This window comes from Streptomyces sp. NPDC059957 (genome assembly GCF_042730015.1).
GTDB lineage: Bacteria > Actinomycetota > Actinomycetes > Streptomycetales > Streptomycetaceae > Streptomyces.
This window is the reverse complement of the sequence record NZ_JBHWMB010000029.1, coordinates 77,677-101,148: the sequence shown is the minus strand read 5'-3', so window position 1 is coordinate 101,148 and position 23,472 is coordinate 77,677. Positions and strand designations below refer to the sequence as shown.

The 23,472-nt window shown below is 73.8% G+C and carries 27 protein-coding genes; 14 read left to right on the top strand and 13 right to left on the bottom strand.

Annotated features, from left to right (window positions below; translation table 11 throughout):
- Both ACFWBW_RS20920 and ACFWBW_RS20915 read right to left on the bottom strand, forming a co-directional pair.
- Positions 1–553: MFS transporter (locus ACFWBW_RS20920; protein WP_385374552.1), on the bottom strand; the 553-nt coding region annotated here is incomplete at its 3' end.
- A 38-nt stretch (positions 554–591) separates the two neighbouring features.
- Complete coding sequence (locus ACFWBW_RS20915) at positions 592–1,197, bottom strand: TetR/AcrR family transcriptional regulator (protein WP_385374536.1); 606 nt, start codon at positions 1,195–1,197, stop codon at positions 592–594.
- 112 nt (positions 1,198–1,309) lie between these two features.
- Between ACFWBW_RS20915 and ACFWBW_RS20910 the strand changes: the two genes are divergently transcribed.
- On the top strand, positions 1,310–1,570 hold the full coding sequence (locus ACFWBW_RS20910) for a DUF6158 family protein (RefSeq protein ID WP_385374534.1): 261 nt from the start codon (positions 1,310–1,312) through the stop codon (positions 1,568–1,570).
- Positions 1,571–1,592: 22 nt separating this feature from the next.
- On the opposite strand, the gene ACFWBW_RS20905 is transcribed toward ACFWBW_RS20910, so the two are convergent.
- Positions 1,593–1,763 carry a DUF6126 family protein gene (locus tag ACFWBW_RS20905; RefSeq protein ID WP_385374550.1) on the bottom strand — a complete coding sequence of 57 codons (171 nt, stop codon included), beginning with the start codon at positions 1,761–1,763 and terminating at the stop codon, positions 1,593–1,595.
- The gene (locus ACFWBW_RS20900; protein ID WP_385374532.1) at positions 1,763–2,011 is read right to left on the bottom strand and encodes a hypothetical protein; all 249 of its coding nucleotides are present in this window, start codon (positions 2,009–2,011) and stop codon (positions 1,763–1,765) included. Before ACFWBW_RS20900 ends, ACFWBW_RS20905 begins: the two co-directional genes overlap by 1 nt.
- A 97-nt stretch (positions 2,012–2,108) precedes the next feature.
- Here ACFWBW_RS20900 and ACFWBW_RS20895 point away from each other — a divergent pair, with 97 nt between their 5' ends.
- A complete protein-coding gene (locus tag ACFWBW_RS20895; RefSeq protein ID WP_385374530.1) occupies positions 2,109–2,669 on the top strand; it encodes a TetR/AcrR family transcriptional regulator in 561 nt (186 codons plus the stop codon).
- 50 nt (positions 2,670–2,719) lie between these two features.
- Positions 2,720–4,243: an MFS transporter gene (locus ACFWBW_RS20890; RefSeq protein ID WP_385374528.1), complete on the top strand. Its 1,524-nt coding sequence runs from the start codon at positions 2,720–2,722 to the stop codon at positions 4,241–4,243.
- A 16-nt stretch (positions 4,244–4,259) separates the two neighbouring features.
- Here the strand turns inward: ACFWBW_RS20890 and ACFWBW_RS20885 are convergent, their stop codons facing one another.
- The 3 genes from ACFWBW_RS20885 to ACFWBW_RS20875 are packed head-to-tail and all read right to left on the bottom strand — an operon-like array spanning position 4,260 to position 7,692.
- Entirely contained in the window at positions 4,260–5,417 is a 1,158-nt protein-coding gene (locus tag ACFWBW_RS20885) for a serine hydrolase domain-containing protein (RefSeq protein ID WP_385374526.1), read from the bottom strand.
- Entirely contained in the window at positions 5,414–7,180 is a 1,767-nt protein-coding gene (locus tag ACFWBW_RS20880) for a carboxylesterase/lipase family protein (RefSeq protein ID WP_385374525.1), read from the bottom strand. Before ACFWBW_RS20880 ends, ACFWBW_RS20885 begins: the two co-directional genes overlap by 4 nt.
- A complete protein-coding gene (locus ACFWBW_RS20875) occupies positions 7,180–7,692 on the bottom strand; it encodes a DUF664 domain-containing protein (RefSeq protein WP_385374523.1) in 513 nt (170 codons plus the stop codon). Before ACFWBW_RS20875 ends, ACFWBW_RS20880 begins: the two co-directional genes overlap by 1 nt.
- Before the next feature lie 184 nt (positions 7,693–7,876).
- Between ACFWBW_RS20875 and ACFWBW_RS20870 the strand changes: the two genes are divergently transcribed.
- Positions 7,877–8,923 (top strand): hypothetical protein, encoded by a 1,047-nt coding sequence (locus ACFWBW_RS20870; RefSeq protein WP_385374521.1) that lies wholly within the window; start codon positions 7,877–7,879, stop codon positions 8,921–8,923.
- Positions 8,924–9,001: 78 nt separating this feature from the next.
- On the top strand, positions 9,002–10,045 hold the full coding sequence (locus tag ACFWBW_RS20865) for a PHP domain-containing protein (RefSeq protein ID WP_385374519.1): 1,044 nt from the start codon (positions 9,002–9,004) through the stop codon (positions 10,043–10,045).
- A 47-nt stretch (positions 10,046–10,092) separates the two neighbouring features.
- Here the strand turns inward: ACFWBW_RS20865 and ACFWBW_RS20860 are convergent, their stop codons facing one another.
- Positions 10,093–10,872, bottom strand: a complete 780-nt coding sequence (locus tag ACFWBW_RS20860) for a VOC family protein (protein ID WP_385374548.1) — start codon at positions 10,870–10,872, stop codon at positions 10,093–10,095.
- Between the two features lie 215 nt (positions 10,873–11,087).
- Here ACFWBW_RS20860 and ACFWBW_RS20855 point away from each other — a divergent pair, with 215 nt between their 5' ends.
- From ACFWBW_RS20855 to ACFWBW_RS20840, 4 genes are all read left to right on the top strand, one after another.
- Positions 11,088–12,209 (top strand): GNAT family N-acetyltransferase, encoded by a 1,122-nt coding sequence (locus ACFWBW_RS20855; RefSeq protein WP_385374517.1) that lies wholly within the window; start codon positions 11,088–11,090, stop codon positions 12,207–12,209.
- Positions 12,203–13,174, top strand: coding sequence for an isopenicillin N synthase family dioxygenase (locus ACFWBW_RS20850; protein ID WP_385374515.1), 972 nt, complete (start codon positions 12,203–12,205; stop codon positions 13,172–13,174). Before ACFWBW_RS20855 ends, ACFWBW_RS20850 begins: the two co-directional genes overlap by 7 nt.
- Positions 13,175–13,271: 97 nt before the next feature.
- Positions 13,272–13,805: a GNAT family N-acetyltransferase gene (locus ACFWBW_RS20845; protein WP_385374513.1), complete on the top strand. Its 534-nt coding sequence runs from the start codon at positions 13,272–13,274 to the stop codon at positions 13,803–13,805.
- A 168-nt stretch (positions 13,806–13,973) separates the two neighbouring features.
- Positions 13,974–15,131, top strand: a complete 1,158-nt coding sequence (locus ACFWBW_RS20840; protein ID WP_385374512.1) for a hypothetical protein — start codon at positions 13,974–13,976, stop codon at positions 15,129–15,131.
- Positions 15,132–15,214: 83 nt separating this feature from the next.
- On the opposite strand, the gene ACFWBW_RS20835 is transcribed toward ACFWBW_RS20840, so the two are convergent.
- Both ACFWBW_RS20835 and ACFWBW_RS20830 read right to left on the bottom strand, forming a co-directional pair.
- Positions 15,215–15,952, bottom strand: coding sequence for a DUF1524 domain-containing protein (locus tag ACFWBW_RS20835; protein ID WP_385374510.1), 738 nt, complete (start codon positions 15,950–15,952; stop codon positions 15,215–15,217).
- 121 nt (positions 15,953–16,073) lie between these two features.
- Positions 16,074–16,610 (bottom strand): hypothetical protein, encoded by a 537-nt coding sequence (locus ACFWBW_RS20830; protein WP_385374508.1) that lies wholly within the window; start codon positions 16,608–16,610, stop codon positions 16,074–16,076.
- Between the two features lie 246 nt (positions 16,611–16,856).
- Here ACFWBW_RS20830 and ACFWBW_RS20825 point away from each other — a divergent pair, with 246 nt between their 5' ends.
- Positions 16,857–18,218 (top strand): FAD-dependent oxidoreductase, encoded by a 1,362-nt coding sequence (locus tag ACFWBW_RS20825; protein ID WP_385374506.1) that lies wholly within the window; start codon positions 16,857–16,859, stop codon positions 18,216–18,218.
- Between the two features lie 86 nt (positions 18,219–18,304).
- Here the strand turns inward: ACFWBW_RS20825 and ACFWBW_RS20820 are convergent, their stop codons facing one another.
- Complete coding sequence (locus ACFWBW_RS20820; protein WP_385374504.1) at positions 18,305–18,940, bottom strand: RICIN domain-containing protein; 636 nt, start codon at positions 18,938–18,940, stop codon at positions 18,305–18,307.
- A 358-nt stretch (positions 18,941–19,298) separates the two neighbouring features.
- On the opposite strand from ACFWBW_RS20820, the gene ACFWBW_RS20815 reads away from it, so the two are divergent.
- Positions 19,299–20,075, top strand: coding sequence for a molybdopterin-dependent oxidoreductase (locus ACFWBW_RS20815; RefSeq protein ID WP_385374502.1), 777 nt, complete (start codon positions 19,299–19,301; stop codon positions 20,073–20,075).
- Positions 20,059–20,784 carry a cytochrome b/b6 domain-containing protein gene (locus ACFWBW_RS20810; protein WP_385374500.1) on the top strand — a complete coding sequence of 242 codons (726 nt, stop codon included), beginning with the start codon at positions 20,059–20,061 and terminating at the stop codon, positions 20,782–20,784. Before ACFWBW_RS20815 ends, ACFWBW_RS20810 begins: the two co-directional genes overlap by 17 nt.
- On the opposite strand, the gene ACFWBW_RS20805 is transcribed toward ACFWBW_RS20810, so the two are convergent.
- Positions 20,747–21,220, bottom strand: a complete 474-nt coding sequence (locus tag ACFWBW_RS20805) for a MarR family winged helix-turn-helix transcriptional regulator (protein ID WP_385374498.1) — start codon at positions 21,218–21,220, stop codon at positions 20,747–20,749. The two genes, ACFWBW_RS20810 and ACFWBW_RS20805, sit on opposite strands and share 38 nt — an antisense overlap.
- A gap of 127 nt (positions 21,221–21,347) precedes the next feature.
- Here ACFWBW_RS20805 and ACFWBW_RS20800 point away from each other — a divergent pair, with 127 nt between their 5' ends.
- Entirely contained in the window at positions 21,348–21,758 is a 411-nt protein-coding gene (locus ACFWBW_RS20800; RefSeq protein WP_385374496.1) for an organic hydroperoxide resistance protein, read from the top strand.
- 61 nt (positions 21,759–21,819) lie between these two features.
- On the opposite strand, the gene ACFWBW_RS20795 is transcribed toward ACFWBW_RS20800, so the two are convergent.
- Entirely contained in the window at positions 21,820–22,791 is a 972-nt protein-coding gene (locus ACFWBW_RS20795) for a hypothetical protein (RefSeq protein ID WP_385374495.1), read from the bottom strand.
- A 21-nt stretch (positions 22,792–22,812) separates the two neighbouring features.
- Here ACFWBW_RS20795 and ACFWBW_RS20790 point away from each other — a divergent pair.
- On the top strand, positions 22,813–23,472 hold a 660-nt coding region (locus tag ACFWBW_RS20790), incomplete at its 3' end, for an Ig-like domain-containing protein (RefSeq protein WP_385374546.1).

The following is a 23,472-nucleotide window of genomic DNA, read 5'->3' as shown; positions in this document are numbered from 1 at the left end:
GCACCGCACCGCCGGGCCGGATCCGGCCGGGCTCGGTGGGCGGCGGCACGGGGACCCGTACGAACAGGGCCGCCGCCGCGATCGCGAGGGCGGCGGGGACGTTCGCCACGAACACCGCGCGCCAGCCGAAGTGTTCGACCAGCGCACCCCCGAGCAGCGGCCCGGTCGCCGCGGCCAGCCCGATCGCCGCGGTCCGCACCGCGACCGGCCCGCCGATCCGCCCGGGCGGGTACGCGAGCCGCAGCAGGGCGAGCGTCGCCGGCTGGAGCAGAGCCCCGAACAACCCCTGGGCCGCGCGCAGGGCGATCACCCAGCCGACCTCGGGAGCGAGCGCGATGCCCGCCGAGGCGGCCGCGAAGCCGAGCACGCCGGTCAACAGCAGCCGGGTGTGCCCGTACCGGTCACCCAGCCGCCCGGCGAGGACCAGGAAGGCCGCCACGCTCAGCAGGTACGCGCCGCTCGTCCACTGCACCTCGGCCAGACTCGCGCCGAGGTCCCGCCGCAGGCTGGGCTGCGCCATCAGCAGCACCGTCCCGTCGAGGGCGACGAGCATCGCGCCGCCCGCGCTGACGCAGAGCGCGAGCCGGGGCCTCACGGGCGGCGCCCCGGCAGATGGGCGTCGAGGGCGGCGTCGACCACCCGGTCGACGGAGCCATCCGTCCCGCCGTCGAGCACGAGCGGCAGGCTGCCCCAGGCCCACAGCTGCGCCACGCCGTGCAGATTGGCCCAGAGCGCGGCCGCGGCGACGCGGGGAGCTCCGGCCGTCCCGCAGCGGGCCACCAACGAGACGAGCAGCTCGAACAGCGGCAGCGTGGAGTCCCGGAGCCGGGCCCCCGGCGGCCCGTCCTGGCCGTCGCCGTCCAGCAGGTCGTGGCGGAACATCAGCTCGAACATGCCGCGGTGCTCCAGCGCGTAGCCGACGTACGCCCGCCCCAGCGCCCGCACCTGCCCGCGCGGATCGTCCGCCCCCGGGCCCTCCAGCGCGGCGGGGATGCGGGAGCCGAGCTCCTCGAACCCGCGCCGCGCGATGGCGGACAGCAGTGCGTGGTGGGTGGCGAAGTACCGCCGGGGCGCCCCGTGGGACACCCCGGCGCGGCGGGCGATCTCACGCAGCCCGAGCGCGGCGGTCCCCTCGCTCGTCACGAGCTCCACGCCGACGTCGATCAGCCGCTCGCGCAGCCCGCCGTCCTGGTCCATAGACACTGTCTACCACCGGCCGTAGACAGTGTCTATCCCTCCCGCTCGGCGATGATGGGATGAGCACGGCCGGGCGAGGGGCCCGGCCCGGCCGAGGGAGAGGTGACCTGCCATGGCGGAGCGCGAAGCCGGCGAGGCCGGGCCGTCGGCGGGCGGGCTGGAAGAGGGCCGCCTGATGAAGGAGCTCGAGGCAATCCACCGCACGCGTCACGAGACCCTGCTGCACGGATCGGACGACGCGCTGGTCACGCACACCCGGCGGATGGAGGAACTGGAGCACGAGTACGTGCGCCGCCACCCGGAACGCGCCCAGACCACCGGCCGCACCCGCTCCGGCGCGCGCGCCCGCACGGGGGCGGAAGAGCAGGGCTGAAGCCCCGGAGGGTTTGGGGCGCCTACTTCTCGGCGTGCTCGCCCAGTACGAACAGCAGCCAGACGAACCCTGCGAAGAGGTGCGTCCCGGCGATGTAGAAGGACGCGCGCAGCAGCACGCCGTTCTCCTTCCACTTCTCGTACCTCGCCGCCGCGGCACGGGCCTGCTCGGAACCCTGCTTCTCGTCCGTCATCACCCGAACAGCGTACGGGCGCATTCGCTTCCGATCAGGATGCCCGGCCCGGCCTCCGGGTCCGCGGGCCCGGCGTTCCGGCCCCAGGTGACGTCCTCGTCGATCGTCCACTCGACGTGGTACTCGCCGGGCTCCGCCGCCGGATCCCCGCACCAGGCCGCCGCGAGCTCCCCGTACGGGGTCCGGACCCTGGCGAGGAGGGGGAGCCCGGGTATGCGGCGTCCGGCCTTGAGCAGTTCGATCAGCATGCGCCGATCATGCCGCAGGCCGCGGCGGACGCACGTCGCGCAACAGACTTGCTTCATGTGAGACAAATTTGTATCGTTTGATACGAAGGAGGATCGCATGATGAACGAAGAAGAGCTGCTGGACGGCGCCGCACGCGTGCTCGCCGGCGATCACAGCGCCTCCATGGCGCACATCGCCGCGGGCATCGGGACCAGCCGCGCCACGCTCAGCCGCCGCTACGCCACCCGCGAGGCGCTCCTCAAAGCCGTGGCCGTGCGGGCCATCGACGTGGTCGACGGGTGCCTCGCACCCGCCGACCTGCCCGGCAGCGCCGACGGGGCGGAGTTCGACGCCGCGCTCGAGCTGCTCGTCACCGGGCTGCTGCCCGCCGCGCACCTGTACGGGTTCACCTCCCGCGACGCCACCGTGCTCGCCGACCCCGAGTTCCGGGCCGGGATCCAACGTCAGGACCGGCGGGCCCTCGCCTTCCTCGCGCTCGGCCAGCGCCTCGGCCGGCTCCGCGTCGACCTGCCCGCGTACTGGATCTGGTACTCGCTCTGGGGGCTCCTCGACGCCGCCGCCGAGGGCGTCCGCGACGGCCACCTCGCCCGCCGCGACATCGGCCGGCTCGTGCTCGCCTCCTTCCTCAGCGGAACCCGGCCACCCTCCGCCGCCTGACCCCGCACCCCACCGCGTACGACCGTGAAACAACCGTGAACGGAAACCCCATGCACACCCCCACGCAGGACCCGCGCCGCTGGATCGTGCTCACGATCCTCTCCGGCAGTCTCCTGCTCATCTCGATGGACACCACGATCCTCAACGTGGCCTTCCCCTCGCTCGTCGGCGACCTCCAGCCGGGCGCCGTACAGCAGCTGTGGATCATCGACATCTACGCCCTCGCCCTCTCCGGGCTGCTGGTCACCGCGGGCGCCCTCGGCGACCGCTGGGGCCGCAAGCGGCTGCTCATGGCGGGCTTCGGCATCTTCGCCCTCGCCTCGCTCATCGCCGTCTTCTCCACCGAGGCCTGGCACGTCATCGCAGCCCGCGCCCTCCTCGGCGTCGGCGGCGCCGCGATCATGCCCTCCACCCTGTCGATCCTGCGCAGCGTCTTCACCGACGCCAAGGAACGCGCCTTCGCCCTCGCCGTCTGGGCCGCCGTGTTCGGCGGCGGCATGGCCTTCGGCCCCGTTGTCGGCGGCCTGCTCGTCCAGGACTACGGCTGGCACTCCGCCTTCCTCCTCAACCTCCCCGTCGCAGCGGTGATCGTCGCGGCCGGCCTGCGCTACCTCCCCGAATCCCGCTCCCCGCGCTCCACCGGAAAGTGGGACTGGACCGGCGTCGGCCAGTCGATCGTCGGCATGCTCGCCCTCGCGGGCGGCATCAAGCAGCTCGGCAAGAGCGGTGTCGCCGACCCGCTGCCCTGGGCCCTGCTGGTCCTCGCCGCCGTCGCGCTGACCCTGTTCGTCCGCCGCCAGCTCCGCGTGGACAACCCGCTGCTCCAGGTCCGGCTCTTCACCAAGCCCGCCTTCAGCGTGGCCGCCACCGCGATCTTCCTGCCCATGGTGGGCATGGGCGCGATCCTGTTCCTGGTCACCCAGTGGTTCCAGTACGGCCAGGGGTACACCCCGCTGGAGGCCGGCCTGCGCCTGCTGCCCGCCCCGCTCGCGCTGATCTGCGCCTCGATGGTCGCCCCGACCCTCATGCAGCGCTTCGCGATCCGCCACGTCCTCGGCGGCGGCCTGGTGGTCCTCGCGACGGGCATGGCCCTGCCCTGGACCCTCCAGCAGTTCACCGGCCTCGGCTACCCCGCCATCGCCGCGGCGCTGACCATCATGGGCGTCGGCGCGGGCATCGCCACCACCGTCGCCTCGGTGACCCTCATCTCCGCGGCCCCGGCCGACCAGGTCTCCAGCGCCGCGGCCATCGAGGAGACCTGCTACGAACTCGGCTCGGCCATGGGCGTCGCCATCCTCGGCTCCACCGCCGCCATGCTCTACCGCGGCAACCTCCCCGCCCTGGACCTGGACTCCACCACGCTGGCCGCCGTACGGGACTCCGTGGGCGAGGCCGCCCACACCGCCGAACTGCTCGGCGGCGGCGTCGGCCGGACCCTGCTCGACGCCGCCTCGCAGGCCTACACCCTCGCGATCACCCCGGCGTTCCTGATGGCCGGCGTCCTCGCGATCGCCGCCGCGGCGACCACGTGGACGCTGATCCCGCGCGACCTGAGGCCGACCGAGAACCACTGAGGGCGAGCAGGGGGGCCTACGCGGCCTGCCGGCCGGCTGCCGCGTACGCCCACACCGCGCGCATCGTCTCCGGCATCGGCGACGGGCCGGTCAGCTCCCGCTGGGTCAGCAGGATGGTGACGGCCCCCGTCGAGGGGACGATGTGGGCGGTGGTGCCGGTGCCGCCGATCCAGCCGTAGCGGCCGGGCACGTTCCACGGGCCGGCCGGCGTGACGTCGACCGACCCGCCGAACCCCCAGCCCTGGCCGTCCAGGAACATCTCGGCCCCGGCCCGCTGGGCCGGGGTCAGCCAGTCGGTGGTCATCCGCCGCACCGAATCGGCCGACAGCAAGGGGCCGCCCCCGTCGAGCAGCATCCGGGCGAAGCGGTGGTAGTCGTCCGCCGTGGAGACCAGCCCGCCCGCCCCGGAAGGGAAGGCGGGCACGGCGCTCCACTGCCCGTCGGGGGCGTCCACGAGGTCGAGGCCCCCGTCCGCGCCGGGCCGGTAGGAGTGCGTGAACCGTCCCGACTGCCCCGCCGGCACGGAGAAGCCGGTGTCGGGCATGTCCAGCGGCTCGAAGATCCGCTCCGCCAGGAACTCCGGCAGCGAGCACCCCGCCACCCGGGCGATCAGCACCCCCAGCACATCCGAGCAGGTGTTGTACAGCCAGGCATCGCCCGGCTGGTGCAGCATCGGGATCCGGCCCAGCGCGGCCATCCACTCGTCCGGCCCCGCGACCTCCTGCGGCCGGGGCGGGCCCTGGCGCAGCTCGCCGAAGAGCGGTGCGACCGCCGGCAGCGAGAAGTCGGAGGGAAAGCCCCACCCCGCGCGGAAGGTCATCAGGTCGGCCACCGTCACCGGCCGCTTCGCCGGGACCACGTCGTCGACCGGGCTCGCGGGCGTCCGTACGACCATCGGTGCGGCGATCTCCGGCAGCCAGGGGGCGACCGCGTCGGTGAGTGCGAACCGGCCGTCCTCCACCAGCATCATGACCGCCGCCGCCGTGACCGGTTTGGTGAGCGAGGCGATCCGGAAGATCGAGTCGCGGACCATCGGGGCCTCGCCCCCGGTGTCCGCGCTGCCCACGGCGGCGACTTCGGGCCCCTCGCCGTCGCCCCGGTCCACCAGGGCCACCGCCCCCGGCAGGGTCTTGTCGTCCACGTACGGCTGGAGGACCTCGGTCAAACCGGTCACGAGCCCGCCCTTTCGAGATCGAGGGTCTGTCCTGCGGAGTCCCACAGCCGGCAGTGGTGCCGGGCCGCCGCGTCCACGGGGCGGATGTCGCCCGAGTGCTCCGGCGCCAGGGACAGTACGGCGGGGGAGCGCGGCCACCACGGCCCCGTCCCGGGGGTGTTGGGGTCGCCGGTCGCCGCGAACCGGGTCCAGTAGCCGGTCATCCGGTCCGCGAGCACCCCCTGCGCGGCGCTCATCGGGAGCCCGGTGTCGAAGAGGTACGGCAGTTCGGAGCCGTGCGAGGCCCCGTACGGGAAGCCCGGCACCGGTGGCAGCCCGGTGAAGTCCGGTGCGCGGCGGTCGTCGAACCCGTAGTCGTACGTCGGCACGTGCCGCGCCAGCGCACGGCTGTCCCGCAGCTGCGGGCAGACGAAGGAGGCGTCCGTCAGCACGGCGGCGAAGGCCAGCGCGGGCGTCGGATGGGCCGTCACCGGATAGGCGGCCTCGACGAGTCCGGCCCGCGCCCCGAACGCGGCACGCAGCCGCGACCGGTAGGCCTGCGGATCGGCGACCGGGTGGGCGGCCAGTGTCTGCCCGAGGAAGATCCGCATCTCGTCGCGGGTCGAGCCCTGCATCACCGGGACACGGTGGAACTCCCCGCGTTCCAGGGCCCGTCGGGGCTCGGTGGGGAGCAGCGGGGTGCCGTAGGACACCGCGGAGAAGAGCGTCATGAGTTCGGGTGTCGCCAGGGCCTTGGGCGCGAGCCGGCGCAGGCACCCCAGCACCTCTTCGTCCTCTCGCCGGCCGCAGCCGAGCCGGGCCGCCGCGGCGGCCCCCTGGGCCACGGTGCGGGGCTCCGGCACGAACGGCTCGTAGGCGGGCATCGTCGGGAGCCACGAGTGCGGGGGCACGGTGAGCGAGCAGGAGCCGCTCTGCACGATCGCCCGGTGGAACAGGCCGGCCGAGGCGGGGGAGGTGAGGTGCAGGCAGACGCTCAGGGCTCCGGCGGACTCGCCGAAGACGGTGACGTTGCCGGGATCGCCGCCGAAGCGGGCGGCGTTGGCCCGCACCCAGCGCAGGGCCGCCTGCTGGTCGGCGAGCGCGAAGGCGGGGGCGCCGTGGAGCGCGGGATGCCCGAACAGCCCGAAGATCCCGAGCCGGTAGTTGACCGTGACGACCACGGCCCCGCCCGCCGACGCCAGCCGGCCGGGCCGGTACAGGTCCCCGGCACCGTTCATGAACCCGCCCCCGTGGAACCAGACCATGACGGGACGGCCGGAGGTGCGCGAGGCCGCCGGGTCCGGGGAGGCCGGATGCGGGGAGGCCGGCTCCGGGGTCGTGACGTTGAGGAACAGGCAGTCCTCCGAGCCGCTCGGGCCACCCGGTCCCACCGCGGGCAGCTGCACGCAACGGGCCCCGGGCGCACCCGCGTCCCGTACGCCCGTCCAGCGCGCGGTGGGCTCCGGGAGCCGCCAGCGCAGCGGCCCGGTCGGCGGGGCGGCGTACGGGATGCCCTCGAAGGTGCGGTACCCGGCGGCCTCCCGCCCGCGCACCGCGCCCCGGTCGGTCTCGACGACGGGCCGTTCGGCGGTGCCGGTGCCGGTGCCGGTGCCGGTGCCGACACCCGCGCCCGAGCGGTGGTCCGTCCCGTCGGCCCGGGCTCCGCCGAGCGCCGCGGAGCCGGCCCAGATCACGGGGCCGGGGAACGGGTCGGCCCAGGCCGTGGCGGTGGGGGTGGCGGCCGTGAGGAGGAGGGTCAGCAGCAGGGCTCCCGCGGACACCATCAGCGGCCCCTCGTCAGCACGCCCCGGACGAAGGCCGCCTGCCCCGCGTGCTGGAGGTCGTCGCCGATCACGCTGACCAGCCGCACCCCGAGGGTCACCGGCGGGTCCCACCGCTCGTCGACGACCCGGTCCAGGTCGGCGGCGGACAGCCCCTGAAGGAACCGCCCGGTCTGCGCGTGGACCGCGTCGACGTACCCCAGCAGCAGCTCCTGCGAGTCGACCCGGACGGAGCCGGCCTCGTCGGCCGTGTGCCCGTAGCCCGTCGATCCGGGTGGCAGCGGGAGCCCGAACCGCTCGTCCCAGCCCTGCGCGTGCCAGACCTGTTCCCAGCCGGCCGCATCCGCCACGTGGTCGTCCTGGACCCGGGTCAGGTGCCAGACGAGCCAGGTGATCGAGTTCGCACCGGGATCGATCCGTGCGTTCAGCTGTCCGGGCTCCAGCCCCTCGACCGCCTCGTGCACCACTTCCCGGATCCGGCCGAACGCGTCGGCCAGTACCTCCGTACCCTTCATGCCCCCACCATGCCCACGGCGGGCGCCGACCGGGCCCGCGGCACCGCGGGGGACCCCCGTTTGCCCGCCCCGAATGGCGCAGCGCGGCCGGGTGCCGCTGAATGTAACAAAGCGTGCGCTTCCCATGACGCACGATGACCGGCGCGCGATGTGTAGACCCGCGCGTCGGCGAACGGAGCTTTCCATGAATGACCCGATCACGCTCGCCGCGACGGAGTACGAAGAACCGCGCGGGCTCCCCGACACCACGGACATCCGGCCGCAGGCACCCGGCACGGACAACCTCGACTTCGGCCCCGAGCCCGCCTCCGGGCCCGAGTCCGGGATCGCTCCCGAGGCCCAGGACGGTGCAGGGGCAGGGGCAGGGGCAGGGGCAGGGGCAGGGGCCGCACCCGGCCCGGACCCCGGACCCCGGGCCGCAGGAGCGACCGCCCGCACCGTCCTGGAGACCGCCGCCACCGGCCGCCCGGTCCGGGAGGTCACCGACCTGGTGAACCTCCTCAAGGAATCCGGACAGGTCCCCAACCCCGGCCACGCGGCGCTGCGCGCTGCCGCCGTGGCCCGGCCCGTCCACGAGGTCCGCGAGATGGTGACCCTGCTGGGCGAGCCCCCGCACGAGCGGGTCGAAACCGACATCGCGCTGCGGGCCGCCGCCCTCGGGCGGCCCATCGAGGACGTGGCCCTGCTCGTCAGCATCCTCGGCACCGGCGAACAGCCCCCGCAGCACCGCCCCGAGCCCGCGGACCGGGTACGGACCGCCGTCCACCCGCCCGCACCGCAGGCCCAGGCCGCGGCCCGGGGCCCGTCCCCGGCCCGGGGCACGGCGGGGCCGGGCAAGGGAGCGCTGCGCCACATACTGCGCTGGCCGGTGGCGCTCGCCCTGCTCCTCTGCGGTGCGCTGCACGTCCCCGGAGATCTGGCGGCCCTCGCCTCCGGCGACACCGGCGGGCTGCTCGCCCTGGCCGTCACCCTGCTCTGCCTGACCGCCGGCGCCCTGCTGGTGGTACGGGACACGGCCGGCGCGTGGCGGGCCGGCGCGGTGGTCGCGCTCGGCGTGGCCGGGCTCCACGTGATCGGCGGCGTCGCGGGCTTCGACCCGCTCGGGGGAGCGGTCGGCGGCACCCTTGAGTGGGCCGGCATCACCGCGGTGCTGAGCGCGGCGGTCGGCGCCGTACTCGCCGGCCTGGCCCTGCAGTACCGTCCGGCGGCCGACCCGGCCGACGGCGCCTGACCCGGGGGGAGAGGGGGCGCGGGTCACCGACCCGGGCCCCCTCTCCGCCGGCCGTCTTCTCGCGGAGGGAGACACGCGATGGACCCGGTGGCCGCGCTGGACCGGATCGCCTTCCTGCTGGAACGCGCCCAGGAGCCGACCTACCGGGTCCAGGCCTTCCGTACGGCGGCCGCCGCCATCGGACGGATGGACGAGGGCGAGCTGGCCGAACGGGTCGGTGCCGGCACCCTCGAAGCGGTCAAGGGCATCGGCCCGAAAACCGCCCAGGTCGTCCGCGAAGCCCTCGGCGGAACGATCCCCGCGTACTTGCGGGGGCTGGAGGAGAAGGCCGCCGCCCACCCCGTGGGCCCGCCGCCCAGCCCCGGGGCCCTCGCCCTGCGCGCCGCCCTGCGCGGCGACTGCCACCTGCACTCCGACTGGTCGGACGGCGGCAGCCCCATCGAGTCCATGGCCCGGGCGGCCGCCGCCCTCGGGCACGACTGGGCGGTGCTCACCGACCACTCGCCGCGCCTGACCGTGGCCCGGGGGCTCTCCCCGGAACGGCTGCGGGAGCAACTGCGCGCCGTCGCCGAACTCAACGCGACCTGGGCCCCGTTCCGGCTGCTCACCGGCATCGAGTGCGACATCCTCGACGACGGCTCGCTGGACCAGGAGCCGGAACTCCTGGCCGAGGTTGACCTGGTGGTCGGCTCGGTCCACTCCAAGCTCCGGATGGACGCCCGCGCCATGACCAGGCGGATGGTCGCCGCCGTGCGCAACCCGCACCTCGACGTCCTCGGCCACTGCACCGGGCGGCTGGTCACGGGCAAGACCCGGCCTGAGTCGGAGTTCGACGCCGAGGCCGTCTTCGCGGCCTGCGCCGAGTCGGGCGCCGCCGTGGAGATCAACAGCCGGCCCGAGCGGCTCGACCCGCCGCGCCGGCTGCTCCGGCTCGCCGTGGCCGCGGGCACCCTCTTCGCGATCGACACCGACGCGCACGCCCCGGGACAGCTCGACTGGCAGACCCTCGGCTGCGAACGCGCCCTGGAATGCGGGGTGACGGCCGACCGGGTCGTCAACACCTGGTCCGAGGCCGAGCTCATCGACTGGACCCGGACCCGCCGGACTCCGCAGACCGGGTAGATGCGGCAGGGCAGCCACGACAGAACCGGCAGGCCCCGGCGGAACCGTCAGTCGCCGTCAGTTCCGTCGTCCGTCCCGCCGCCAGTCCCGCCGTCCGTCCGCGACGAGGTGAGGGTGAAGAGCGCCCCGTCCGGATCGCGCAGCGACACCCACCGCTCGGTCGCGCTCGACTCGGGCTCGGACACCGTGCGGCCGCCCAGCGCCACCGCCGCCTCCACCGCAGGCTCCAGCGCGGGCACCCGGAAGTGCACGTGCCAGCGCGGCCGGGTGTACGGACTGTAGGAACCCGGCTCCACGGGACCGCTGTCGAGGCGCGCCACCGGCTCCCCGTCCTGGCGGAGCACGACGCGGTCCTCCTCGTACGCGACCTCGCAGCACCCGGCGCGGCCGGTGGCCCACTCCAGCACCTCCCCGTAGAAGATCGCCGACTCGAAGGCGTCCCGGGTGCGCAGCTCCAGCCACGCCGGTGCCTGTCCCGTACCGACCCGCCAGCCCGAGGAGACCTGGCCCTCCCAGATCCCGAACACCGCCCCGTCGCGGTCCGCCACCAGCGCCCCGCGGCCACCCGACTCGAAGGAGACCGGGCCGACCGCGATCGTGCCGCTGCGCTCCCGGATCCGGTCCACCGCCACGTCGGCGTCGTCGACCGCGAAGTACGGGGTCCAGGCCACGGCCACCGCGAGATCCCCGGCCAGCGCCCCGATGCCGGCCACCGGCATCCCGTCGAGCTCGGCCACGGTGAAGGCCTCGCCGAGCCGCGCGGGCCGGAACCGCCAGCCCGCGACCTCACCGTAGAACCGCTGCGCCGCGCCGAGATCCCGGGCCATCAGGCTCACCCAGCACGGCGCCCCGAAGACGTCCCTCGTCGAAATCTCCACCGTTTTGCTCCGCCCTTCACCGGGGCGCGGTCAGCGCGCCGTCCCAGCACAAGCAGTAGCGCCCCGGCCCCGGTCGTGGCCCGCAGGCGCGCCACCGGGACCACCGGCCGTGGGGCACGGATATCCCCTTGGCGGCACCTGGACGGAGGCCTAGGGTGCCGCCCATGAGGATCATGAATTCCAAGGACGTCGACGCGGCCGTGTCGCTCACCACGAGGGCACTGCGGGATGTGGCGCACCTGGACTGGGACGTTCCCGCCGCCGGTTTGGAGTGGAGCTGCCGCGACACCGTCGTCCACGTGGCCGAGGACTTCACGGCCTACGCCGCCCAGCTCACGGTCCGCGCGGCCGACGCGTACGTTCCCTTGAGGATAGCGGCCGACGAGGGGACCGGCCCGGCCGGCCTCCTCGACATGATCGAGGCGTCCGGCGGGTTCCTGTCGGCCGCCGTGGCCCTCGCCGGTCCCGGTGCGCGTGCGTGGCACCCGTACGGCTCCGCGGGCGCGGACGGGTTCGCGGCGATGGGCGTCGTGGAGACCTTGCTGCACACCCACGACATCCTCGGCGGACTCGGGGTCCACGGCTGGGAGCCGGATCCCGTACTCGCCGAAGGGGTCCTGGACCGGCTCTTCCCGCACGTTCCGCGCGGCCACGAGGCCTGGCGGACCCTGCTCTGGGCGACGGGCCGGGGCGAACTCCCCGGACTGGCCCGACAGACGACCTGGCGCTGGTACGCCGAGCCTGTCAGAACCGAGCGCCTCCTGCTCTGCCCCATGTCCCCGGCGGTGGCGGACGACCTGCAAGCCGGCGGCACCGGCGGCTTCGCCTGGGTCGAGGACGGACCCGCCGACGACACCCGGGACGCCGGGGGGATCGTGACGAGGGCGCGCGAGGCGGGGACCTACCGGGCGGGCTGGGGACCGTACGTCATCGTCCGCACGAGCGACCGCAAGGCCATCGGCGGCATGGGCTTCCATGCCGCCCCGGACGCGGACGGGAGCTCCGAGGTCGGCTACGACCTGGTCCCCTCGGCACGCGGCAACGGCTACGCCACCGAGGCGCTGAAGGCACTGTCGGCCTGGGCCTTCGGACGGCCGGGCTTCACCCGGCTGGACGCCACGACGGACGAGGACAACGTCCCCTCCCAGGCGGTGCTGCGGCGGGCCGGTTTCACCGAGGCCGGTACAGGGGAGGGCCTGGTCCGGTACGTCCTACGGGGCTCCGGGGCCGAGCTGCGCCAGGTCCCCGCCGGGCCCCCGGCCCGGAGAGCAGGTTCCGCATGGTGAGTTCGCAGGTCCCCGTGATCGATCTCGGCCCGTGGCGCTCCGGCGGGCCCGAAGCCCGCCGGCAGGTCGCCTCCCGCGTCGACGAGGCGCTCCGGGCGGCCGGGTTCCTGCTGGTGACCGGACACGGAGTGGACCCGGAGCTGCCGGGGCGGATCCGGGAGGCGGCGCGCACCTTCTTCCGGCTACCGGCCGCCGCCAAGGCCCCGTACGCCGTGCCGGTCGGCGGCCGCGGCTGGCTCGGCCCGGGCGCCGAGGCCAACAGTTATGCGGAGGGCGCGGCCTCCCCGCCCGACCTCAAGGAGTCCTGGTCCTTCGCGGCGGAGGAGCCGACCGGGATCGCCTCGGTGGACGCCGAGTGGTTCCGGCCGAACGCGTGGCCCGCAGAAGTGCCCGCGCTGCACGGGCCGGTGACGGAGTACCTGTCCGCGATGCGTGCCCTCTCCGACGAGCTGCTGGAGCTGCTGGCGGCCGCGCTCGGCCTGGAGGCGGACCACTTCACCCGGCACACCCGCCATCCCACCTGGGGGTTCAACCTCAACTGGTACCCCGGCACCGAGATCCTCGGCCCGCCGCTGCCCGGCCAGTTCCGCATCGGCGCGCACACCGACTTCGGCACCGTCACCGTCCTCGACCGCCAGCAGGGCGCGGGCGGACTCCAGATCCACACCGACGCCGAGGGCTGGCAGGACGCCCCGTACGATCCGGCCGCGCTCACCGTGAACATCGGAGACCTGATGGCGCGCTGGACGGGCGACCGCTGGAGGGCGGGCCGCCACCGGGTCCTGCCGCCGCCCGCCGACGTGCCCACCGAGGAGCTGATCTCGCTGGTCTACTTCTACGAGTGCGATCCGCACACCCGCGTGGAATCGCTCCCGGCGCCGCTGGGCCGGATCGCGCACGAGCCCGTCGACTCGCACGTCCACCTGAGGGCGCAGCTCGACGCGATCACCGTCCCGGAGGGGTGAGCCGGAGGGGTGAGCCGGAGGGGTGAGCCGGAGGGGTGAGGGGGCCTCTGGGGGACCCGATTACCCGATGTCCGGAGGGTTCGGCAGGATGGGACTCATGACCGAGATCCGTACCCCCCGCCTCCTCCTCCGCCGCTGGTCCGAGGACGACCTCGTCCCCCTGTCGGAGATCAACGCCGACCCCGAGGTGATGCGCTGGATCGGCGACGGCGAGACCCTCGACCTGGAGGAGACCGCCGAGACCATCGAGCGGTGGGAGGACGAGTGGGACGAGGAGGGCTTCGGGATCTTCGCCGTGGAGCTGCTGGCCTCCGGTGAGCTGATCGGAGCCGTGGGGCTCTCCATGCCGTGGTGGCTGCCCGAGGTGCTGCCGGCGGCCGAGATCACCTGGCGGCTCGGCCGCTCCTACTGGGGGCAGGGCTACGGCTCCGAGGCCGCGCACGCCACCCTGGAGTTCGCCCTCCAGGAGCGGGGTCTCGACCGGGTCGTCGCCATCAACCGGGCGGGCAACGACGAGTCCGAGAACGTGATCCGCAAGCTGGGGATGACCGCCGAGAAGGACATCAACCACCCGGAGACCGGCTCGCTCCTCAACCTGCACGGCATCGACCTGACCGAGTACGAGGGCTGAGCCACCCCGGCCGGTCACCCCTGCCCGGCGCGTTCCCGCATCGACCGATCGGCCGACCCCGCCGTCGGCCGCCGGGGCGAACGGCCGGCCGCCCGGCGAGGTGAGGATGGGTACGGGGGAGCGGGCGCACCACCGGCCCCGCCCCCGGAACCGAGAGGGGCCCCGCCCATGCCGCAGCACGACCGCCCGCATCTCCGCCGCCGCGTACGGGGAACCCGTACCGCCCTGGCGGCCCTCGCCGGAGCCCTGCTGCTCGGGGCCTGCTCCACCCCCGACGCACCGCGGGCCGCCGCCCCCGCGGCCTCCCCGCTCCCGACCGCGGCGACCACTCCGGGCGGCACCCTCCTGGTCGCCGACTTCGGGGCCGACACCGTCACCTTCGTGGATCCGGAGCGCGGCGCGGTCGGCTCGGTGGCGGTCGGCAGGGCCCCGTACGGCCTGGCGGTCGGCGCGGACGGCCGGGCCTGGGTGGCCACGGCCGAGGGGGTCGCCGTCGTGGACACGCCGACGCGGACCCGGCTGGCCCTGATCCCGTACCGCACCACCGGGACCGGGCCCGTGACCGGCGGCGAGTACCGGGGCGGTGGCATGGGCATCGCGCTCTCGCCCGACGGCGCGCACGCCTACGTCGGGGTCAACGTGCCCGGGGCCACCGGCGTCCTGGAGGTCATCGACACGGCGAAGAGCGAGGTCACGGCGGTGGTCCCGGTGGGCCGGCGGCCCTTCGACGTGGACGTCTCGCGCGACGGCTCGCAGGTGTACGTCACCGGACACGACTCCTTCGACGTCACCGTGGTGCCCGTGCCGCCCGTGCTGTCCGAGGGATCGATGCGGCCGCGCCGCATCGAGGTCGCCCCGTACGGGACGGAGGGCGGCCTCGCCTCCTGGCTGAAACCGCACTACGCGGTCGTTCGGCCGTCGGACGGGATGCTGCTGCTCCCCTTCGAGGGCGAGCGGCTCGCGGTGGTGGATCCGAAGACGGGCCGCACCACGGTGGAGGAGATGACCGCCGACACCCATCAGCACGGGGCCGCGGTCACGGCGGACGGCCGGCTGCTGGTGGTCGGGACGGGGGCGGTGGAACCGGGCAAGGGCAAGGGTCCCTCACTCACGGTCCGTTCCCCGGACGGCTCGGAGCGGGTGTACCCGCTGGACGGGCCGCACGAGGACGTGGCCGTCTCCCGGGACGGGCGGACGGCCTACGTCACCGGGGGCTACACCCGCGACGGCTACTGGAACGGCATCACGGTCGTGGACCTCGACAGCGGCAACAGCCGCCGGCTCGCGGCGGGATCGCGTCCCCTGGGCATCGCCGTCCTGGGCTGAACGGTTCAGGGGCGACCGCGGTTCAGGGACGACCGGTCCAGGGGTGAGTGGTACCGGGGCGACGGGTCCCGGGGTCGGCGGCGTCAGGCCGCGCAGGTGTCCAGCATGGAGGAGAGCATCTTCTTCTCGGGCTCGGTGACGGTCAGGCCGTACACGGACTTGACGGTGGTCCAGGCCCGCCCGTACTGGCACCAGGACGCCTTCGACGGCGGCTGCCACTGGTCGGGACTCTGGTCGCCCTTCGAACGGTTCGAGGAGGCCGTCACCGCGAGCAGTTGAGGGCGGGTCAGATCGTTCGCGAAGGCCTTGCGCTTCGCGGCGTCCCAGCCGGCCGCGCCGGAACGCCAGCCTTCGGCGAGGGGCACCATGTGGTCGATGTCGATCTTCGAAGCCTCGGTGACGACCACCTCGTCGTACAGGCTCTTCCAGGTCCCGGACACGGCCTTGCACTGGGAGTCCCGGGAGACGTTCGCGCCGTCCCGCTGGAGGACGACTTCACGGGTGTCGCACTTCTCGCCCTGCTCCGCCCAGTGCGTGAACTTGTCCCGGCTGTAGCCGGACATGGTTCCCGGCCGCGCCACCTTCAGCGCGGCCAGCTGGGTACGGGCCACGGAGGCACCGACCATGCCGGGGAGCACGTCGCCGGAGGGGGGCTTCCCGTCGGCGGGAGCTGAGGGAGTCGGGGCGGTGGCGGGGGCTGACGTGGTGCCGCCCGGCTTCGGGTCGTCGCCGGGATCGGCCCCGGCCCCGCCGCCCGCCCCGGAACAGCCGGCGGCGGTCAGCAGCAGTACGGCCGCCAGTACCGCACCGGGCACACGCATCTGACGCCCCATGACCCCACCCCGAACCCCGCCGCCCACTGTGTCCCGGGAAGACTACCCATGCCGGACGGGGCCCGAAGCCAGGCTCGTTGGCCCGGCGGACGGCGAACGCCCGCCGGGCTCAGGCGCCGTGGGCGCGCAGCCACGCCTCCAGGACGGCGAAGTCGGCGTCCCCGAGGCCGATCCGGGGGTCGACCCGGTGGAGGAGGGCCGGGCCGGGGTGGTGGGCGGACACCCACCGGCGGTCCGCGTCGCCGATCTCGTCGTCGATCCACACGAAAGGCCGGCCCGCCGCCCGGGCCACGAGGCCGGCGGTCTTCCAGTGCGTCCCGCCCGTGCCGTCCGCGTCGCAGGGCTCGGGCCACTCCACCACCGGCAGGTCCGGCAGCCCGAGCCGCGGGCCGAGGCACAGGTTCGCGTCCTCGCCCCAGGTCGTCGCCCACACCAGCTCGCACGGCAGCGCGGCGAGCCGGGGGCCCAGTCCCGGATCGACCCGGGAGAGGAGGGGATGGCCGCCGGCCGCGTCGGCCGCGCCCGGAGCCTCGTAGACCGGGTGCCCGTGCGGGGAGCCGAACGGGATCAGCGGGCCGTCGACGTCGAGGAAGAGGAGGGGGCGGCGGGCACGCGAGGTCTCTGGTCGGGCGGGGACGGTGTCCATGCGGCCCATGGGTATCACGGGGTGCCGGCCGTTTCCCGCCGCCCTTCACCGTCCTGCACCGCCCTCCCGCTGCCTCCGGGGCGCCGACCGGACGCCGTCGGATGCCGTCGGATGCCCCAAGCATGGCTTAGGGAAGCCATAAGCGAGAGTTATAGGGGCATAACCCAGGGGCGGGTGCCGGGTTAGGCTGCCCTTAGCTTAGGGTTCCCTTGATCGAGTCTTTCGTCGTTCGAAGGGAACCCAGCCATGCCTCGCCCCCTGCGGGTAGCAATCGTCGGTGCCGGCCCCGCCGGCATCTACGCCGCCGACGCCTTGCTGAAGTCCGAGGCGGCCGTCGAGCCGGGTGTGTCCATCGACATCTTCGAACGGATGCCGGCCCCCTTCGGCCTGATCCGCTACGGCGTCGCTCCCGACCACCCCCGCATCAAGGGCATCATCACCGCCCTGCACCAGGTGCTCGACAAGCCGCAGGTCCGCCTCTTCGGCAATGTCGACTACCCGAACGACATCGGCCTGGACGAGCTGCGCTCCTTCTACGACGCCGTGATCTTCTCCACCGGCGCCACCGCGGACCGCGCGCTCACCATCCCGGGCGTCGACCTCGACGGCTCCTACGGCGCCGCCGACTTCGTCTCCTGGTACGACGGCCACCCCGACGTGCCGCGCACCTGGCCGCTGGAGGCCGAGAAGGTCGCCGTCCTCGGCGTCGGCAACGTGGCCCTCGACGTGGCCCGGATCCTCGCCAAGACCGCCGACGAGCTGCTGCCGACGGAGATCCCGGCGAACGTCTACGACGGCATCAAGGCCAACAAGGCCCTCGAGGTCCACGTCTTCGGACGCCGCGGCCCCGCGCAGGCCAAGTTCAGCCCGATGGAGCTGCGCGAGCTGGACCACTCGCCGAACATCGAGGTCATCGTCAACCCCGAGGACATCGACTACGACGAGGGTTCGATCACCACCCGCCGCTCCAACAAGCAGGCGGACATGGTCGCCAAGACCCTGGAGAACTGGGCGATCCGCGACATAGGCGAGCGCCCCCACAAGCTCTTCCTGCACTTCTTCGAGTCGCCCACCGAGATCCTCGGCGAGGACGGCAAGGTCGTCGGGCTGCGCACCGAGCGCACCGAGCTGGACGGCACCGGCAACGTCAAGGGCACCGGCGCCTTCACCGACTGGGACGTCCAGTCCGTCTACCGCGCCGTCGGCTACCTCTCCGACGAGCTGCCCAAGCTGCCGTGGGACGTCGACTCCGGCACGGTCCCGGACGAGGGCGGCCGCGTCATCGAAGCCGGCGCGCACCTGGCGTCCACGTACGTCACCGGCTGGATCCGCCGCGGGCCCATCGGCCTGATCGGCCACACCAAGGGCGACGCCAACGAGACGGTCGCGAACCTGCTCGCCGACCACGCGGACGGCCGCCTGCTGACGCCGGCCGCTCCCGAGCCGGAGGCGGTGGAGACCTTCCTCGCGCAGAAGGAGGTCCGCTTCACCACGTGGGAGGGCTGGTACAAGCTCGACGCCGCCGAGAAGGCGCTGGGCGAGCCGCAGGGCCGCGAGCGCGTGAAGCTCGTCGAGCGCGAGGACATGCTCAAGGCGAGCGGGGCGTAGTCCCGGAGTCCGGGTGGTGCCCGCCGTGAGCGGGCCCGCCCGGACGGCCGTGCGACACCCGCGGTCTCAACGTATGACAGGCCCTCTCAACGTACGACAGGCCCGGATCCCCAGTCCTGCGTCTTCACGAGCCGCCAGTCCTGGTTGACGGCGTTCCAGTCGCCGAACTTTTTGATACAAGTCCAGGTCTGCAATCCGGCGCCCTCCCCAGGAGGTTTCGGGGCTGTTGCGTTGGCTGCGTCAAGACAGAACCGGCCGCCACCGTACTTGTTCTGGAGGACGGTACGGGAACCGCCGAAGCATTGGTTGACGTTGGCGCAGTCGCTCGCGGTCTTCCGTATTTCCTGGGTTCTCCAGAGGTCCTTTTCCTCGTTCAAGCTCGGGCATGATTTCTGGATCACCGAACTGCTCGAGCTGCTGTATGCGCGTCCCAGGCATTTGCCGGAATGTTTGGCGGTCAGCGTGAACCAGCCATCGTCGTGGAAGTCCATTCTGAACTGCTCGCTCTCGCCGCCATAGTTGGTCCACAGGACTGTCGCGGCTCCGTCGGCGGTGTTGTGGGCAAATACCTCCGCCACCATATTGGTGCCCTGGTTGACCACATAGAAGTACTGCTCCTGGGCAGTGGCCGTGGAGGGTGAGATGATGCCTGCTGCCAGCAGAGACGTTGCGGCGGCGGATATCGCGAGACGGCTGGTCCTGGTCTCTTTCCTGCTCTTCATGTGAATCTCCCGCCTAGGGTCCGGGCTCCGCCGGTACGGAAATTCAGCCGCGCCCCACCAGGGAGCAGGGCGGCAGCGGCCATGAAGGAATGCGATGTGATCAAGTTGCTTCCAGGCTAGCCCTGCCGTGCATGCCGTGCATGCCGGCAGCCCTGCTGCTCCGGGACCTGTGGACCGAGCAGGTGCGGGCGGCGCAGTGAACGGCTGTCACCGGCCGTGCGGAGGAGGAACCCGGCTCGGCGCCGGGCCTCCGGAGGAGTGGCGGAGGGCCGGGGAAAGCCCGGCGGAAGTCTGACGGAAGTCTGACGGGCGGCCGCCAACTCTGGACGACGGGTGCGGCGGATGGTCGAGTTGGCACGTGAGCAGAGAACCGGAACCCGCGCCCGACGTCGACGGTGCCCCCGACCCCGACCCCGACCCCGACCCCGACGGCCGCGGTGCCCCCGTGGGCCGGCGGCTGGTCCTGGGCACGGTGGGGCTCGGCGCCCTCGGCCTGCTCCTCGCGCCGAGGCTCCAGTCAGGGGTCGACGCCGTACTGGGCGCGGCGGCCGACAAGGACCCCACCGGGCTCACGGGACTGCTGCCGGGCGGCGGCGGGTTCCGGTACTACTCGGTCGCCTCCTCCATCCCCCGACGCGGACCGGCCGACTACCGGCTGACCGTCGACGGCCTGGTCGAGCGCCCGGCCACGTACACCCTCGACGCGCTGCGAGCCCTGCCGCAGACCCGGATCGTCCGCGACGTCCAGTGCGTGACGGGCTGGCGGGTTCCCGCAACCCCCTTCGAGGGGGTCCCGCTCTTCCGGCTCCTGGACGCCGCCGGGGTCCGTCCCGAGGCCCGTGCGATCCGCTTCACCTGCTTCGACGGCACCTACACCGAGAGCCTCACGCTCCCGCAGGCCCGCCGCGAGGACGTCATGGTCGCGCTGAACATGCAGGACAAGCCCCTCAGCCACGCCCACGGCGGTCCGGCCCGCCTCTACGCGGCTCCCATGTACTTCTACAAGTCGGCGAAATGGCTGTCGGGCATCACCCTCACCCGGGACGTGCAGCCCGGCTACTGGGAGGAACTCGGCTACGACGTCGACGCCTGGGTCGGCAAGTCGAACGGACGCGACGATGCCCCGACCGTCTGACCTCCCGGCCGGACCGCCGGCCTCCGGCGTGGACGACGCGGCCGGACGCCCCGCCCGCGTGGGCCGCTTCAGCCGCGCCGAACGGCTGGTCCACCTGGCCACCGCCACCCTGACCGGGGTGTGTCTGGCGAGCGCCGCCTGCCTCTACATGCCGCCCCTCGCCGAACTGGTCGGCCGCCGCCACCTCGTGGTCACCGTCCACGAGTGGTCCGGACTGCTGATCCCGGCCCCCGCCCTGCTGGGGCTCGGCTCCCGGGCCTTCCGCGGGGACCTGCGCCGGCTGAACCGCTTCGGCCCGCACGACCGCACCTGGCTGCGCTCCGCGCTGCGCCGTGACCACCGGCCGGGCGCGCGCCCGGCGGGCAAGTTCAACGCCGGGCAGAAGCTCTACGCGAGCTGGAGCGCCGGGGCGGCCCTCGTGATGCTCGGCACCGGTCTGCTGATGTGGTTCACCGGGCTGGCACCGCTGCCCTGGCGGACCGCGGCCACCTTCGTCCACGACTGGCTGGCCATCGCGCTGACCGTGGCCGTCGTGGGCCACGTCATGATGGCCGTCCGCGACCCGGAGGCCCGGCGCGGCATGCGCACGGGCGCGGTGGCCGCCGACTGGGCGCGGCGCGAACACCCGCTGTGGCGGCCCCACGTGTCCTCCGCCGCACGGGCCGTACGCCCTACTCCGGCGGAACCGCCGCGTCCAGGGCGGCGGTGAGCCGCCGCAGGCGGTCCTGCAGCTCCTTGATCTCGCCGAGCTCGAAGCCGGTCGCGACCGCGATGCGCCGGGGCACCTCGACGGCCCGGGCGCGCAGGGCCGTACCGGCCTCGGTGGGCCGTACGTGCACGGACCGCTCGTCGGCGGTGCTGCGCTCGCGCGCGAGCAGGCCGGCCGCTTCCAGCCGCTTGAGGAGGGGGGAGAGCGTGCCCGAGTCGAGGCGCAGGTGCTGCCCGAGCTGCTTGACCGGCATCTCTCCGTGCTCCCACAGCACCAGCATCACCAGGTACTGGGGGTAGGTCAGCCCGAGGTCCTTCAGGACGACGCGGTAGAGCCCGCCGAAGGCGCGGTTCGCCGCGCCGAGCGCGAAGCAGATCTGGCCGTCGAGGCGCAGGAAGTCCTGGTCGGGGAGGGCGTCGGTCGGTTGCTCGGTCATGGGGGCAAGTGTACCCGGGGTGCCGTGTCGGCAACTGAATTGTGCACAACTTAATTGTGTGCCATATTGATGAGGCGAGGTCGTCGCTCGACGGCCCCGCCTCCGCCCCGTGAGAGGAACCCCCGAGATGGACGCGATCTACACCGCTGTCGCCACCGCCAACGGCCGCGAAGGCCGCGCCGTCAGCTCCGACGGTCAGATCGACCTGGCGCTGGCCATGCCGCCGGCCCTCGGTGGCAGCGGCCTGGGCACCAACCCCGAGCAGCTCTTCGCCGCCGGGTACGCCGCCTGCTTCGCCAGCGCCCTCGGGCTGGTCGGCCGCCAGGCCAAGGTCGACACCAGCGAGATCTCGGTGACCTCGGAGGTCTCCATCGGCAAGGACGGCGAGGGCTTCGGGCTGGCCGTCGTCCTGCGCGTGGAACTCCCCGAGAACCTGATGGGCGAGACCGGCACCCTGCTGGTCAAGCAGGCGCACGAGGTCTGCCCCTACTCCCGGGCCACGCGCGGCAACATCCCCGTCGAGCTCGTCGTCGAGTAGTCCATGGTCATGGCCCCGGGCACCGGCCCGGGTCGGGTCGCCGGAGCGGCCGTCCTCCCCGTCAGAGCGCCGCACGCGCCGCGCGGTCGGTGAGCGCGGCCGCTCCGGCGTCGGTGAGCCGGCCGTGCAGGCGCAGGCGGGCGAATCCGCCGTCGGGGTACACGTCGATCCGGGCGTGCGTGGCCAGGACCGGCGCGACGAGCGGCAGCCGGTGCGGGCTGTCGGGCTCCAGCCGGGTGCGCGGGAGGACCTGCGTCCACGCGCCGTCCACACCGTCCTTGACGGACAGCGACACCCAGCCCGCCGCGTTCCCCTTCAAGTTCGCGGTGTCCACCTCCACCGCGCGGATCTCGCACTGCCCGGCCAGCCGGTACGCGATCCAGTCGTTCCCCTTGTCGCGGCGCCGACGCGTCTCCCAGCCGTCGTCCTGCTTCTGCGACAGCCCCGGCATGATCGTGTTCCCGGGGGAGGAGTGGAACCCGTCCGAGGCCTCCTCCACGACCCCGCCGTTGACCACGCAGGCCACATCCACCGTGCCGAGCAGGGCCAGCCACCGCGGATCGGGCAGCACCTCACCGTGCACCCTCAGGCGCGCGATGCCGCCGTCGGGGTGCTGGTTGATCCGCAGGTGAGTCCAGCGGCGCCCGGACCCGACCGCGAACCCGTTCGCGGCATGGCCGCGCACCGGCGTGCGGGGGGAGGCAACGGGAGCGACATCGACCAGCACACCGGCCAGCTCAACCCCGGCTCCGGGGGCACCGGGGGCAACGGCGGCCGCGGCGGCAACGGCGGCGGAGACGGTGGCGGCGGCTGGCGGGGCGGTGGCGGCGGCTCCGGCGGGGGCAACCCCGGCAACCTCTACGGAGCGGGCGGCGGTGGCGGCAGCGGCTACGCGGCCGGGGCCGAGTCCGGTGTCTCCGAGGCCTCCCTGCGGTCGGGCGTCCAGCGCGGCGACGGCAAAGCCGTCGTCTCCTTCCGCTACGGCACCTCGACCACCCTCACCGCGGACACCGCCACACCGCTGTTCGGGCACGCCGTCGCCCTGACCGCGACCGTGACGGGCTCCAGGAACCCGGCCGCCGCCCCGGGCGGCACCGTCACCTTCTCGGACGGGGCCACCCCGCTGGCCACCCTCGTGCTCGACCGGGGACGGGCCCGCTTCACCACGAGCGCCCTGCGCCCCGGCACCCACCGGATCAGCGCCACGTACACCCCGGACGCCGACGACACGGGCAGCTCCACCGGCGAACCGACCGACATCACCGTCGGATTCAGCCGGCCCTGCATCACGGACGACCACTGCGGGCCGCTGACCGTGGCGGCCGGGGAATCGGTCTGCATCGCCTCCGGTGGAAGCCAGAGGGGCCCGCTCACCGTCCGGCCCGGCGGCGCGCTCTCCGTATCGGACGCCCGCGTCACCGGTCCGCTCTTCGCCGACGGCGCGCTCGCCGTGTCCTCGGGCCGCTGCGCTGCGAGGCGAACGGACCGGCGCCGCACGTCACCGCGACCACCGTCGTCGGCCCCCGGTCCGGCCAGTGCCGGTGACCGTGGCCCCGTAGGGCCACGGCCAACTGGAGCCACAGCCACATGGCAGCGGGGGGGGGGGAGAGAGACCGGAGAAGGGGGGGGTGGAAGCGGAGGAGCGGGGGGAGAAGAAGAAAGAAGAAAAAAAAACGTATCGGGAAGGGAGAGGGACGAGGCAGGATGGGGGGGA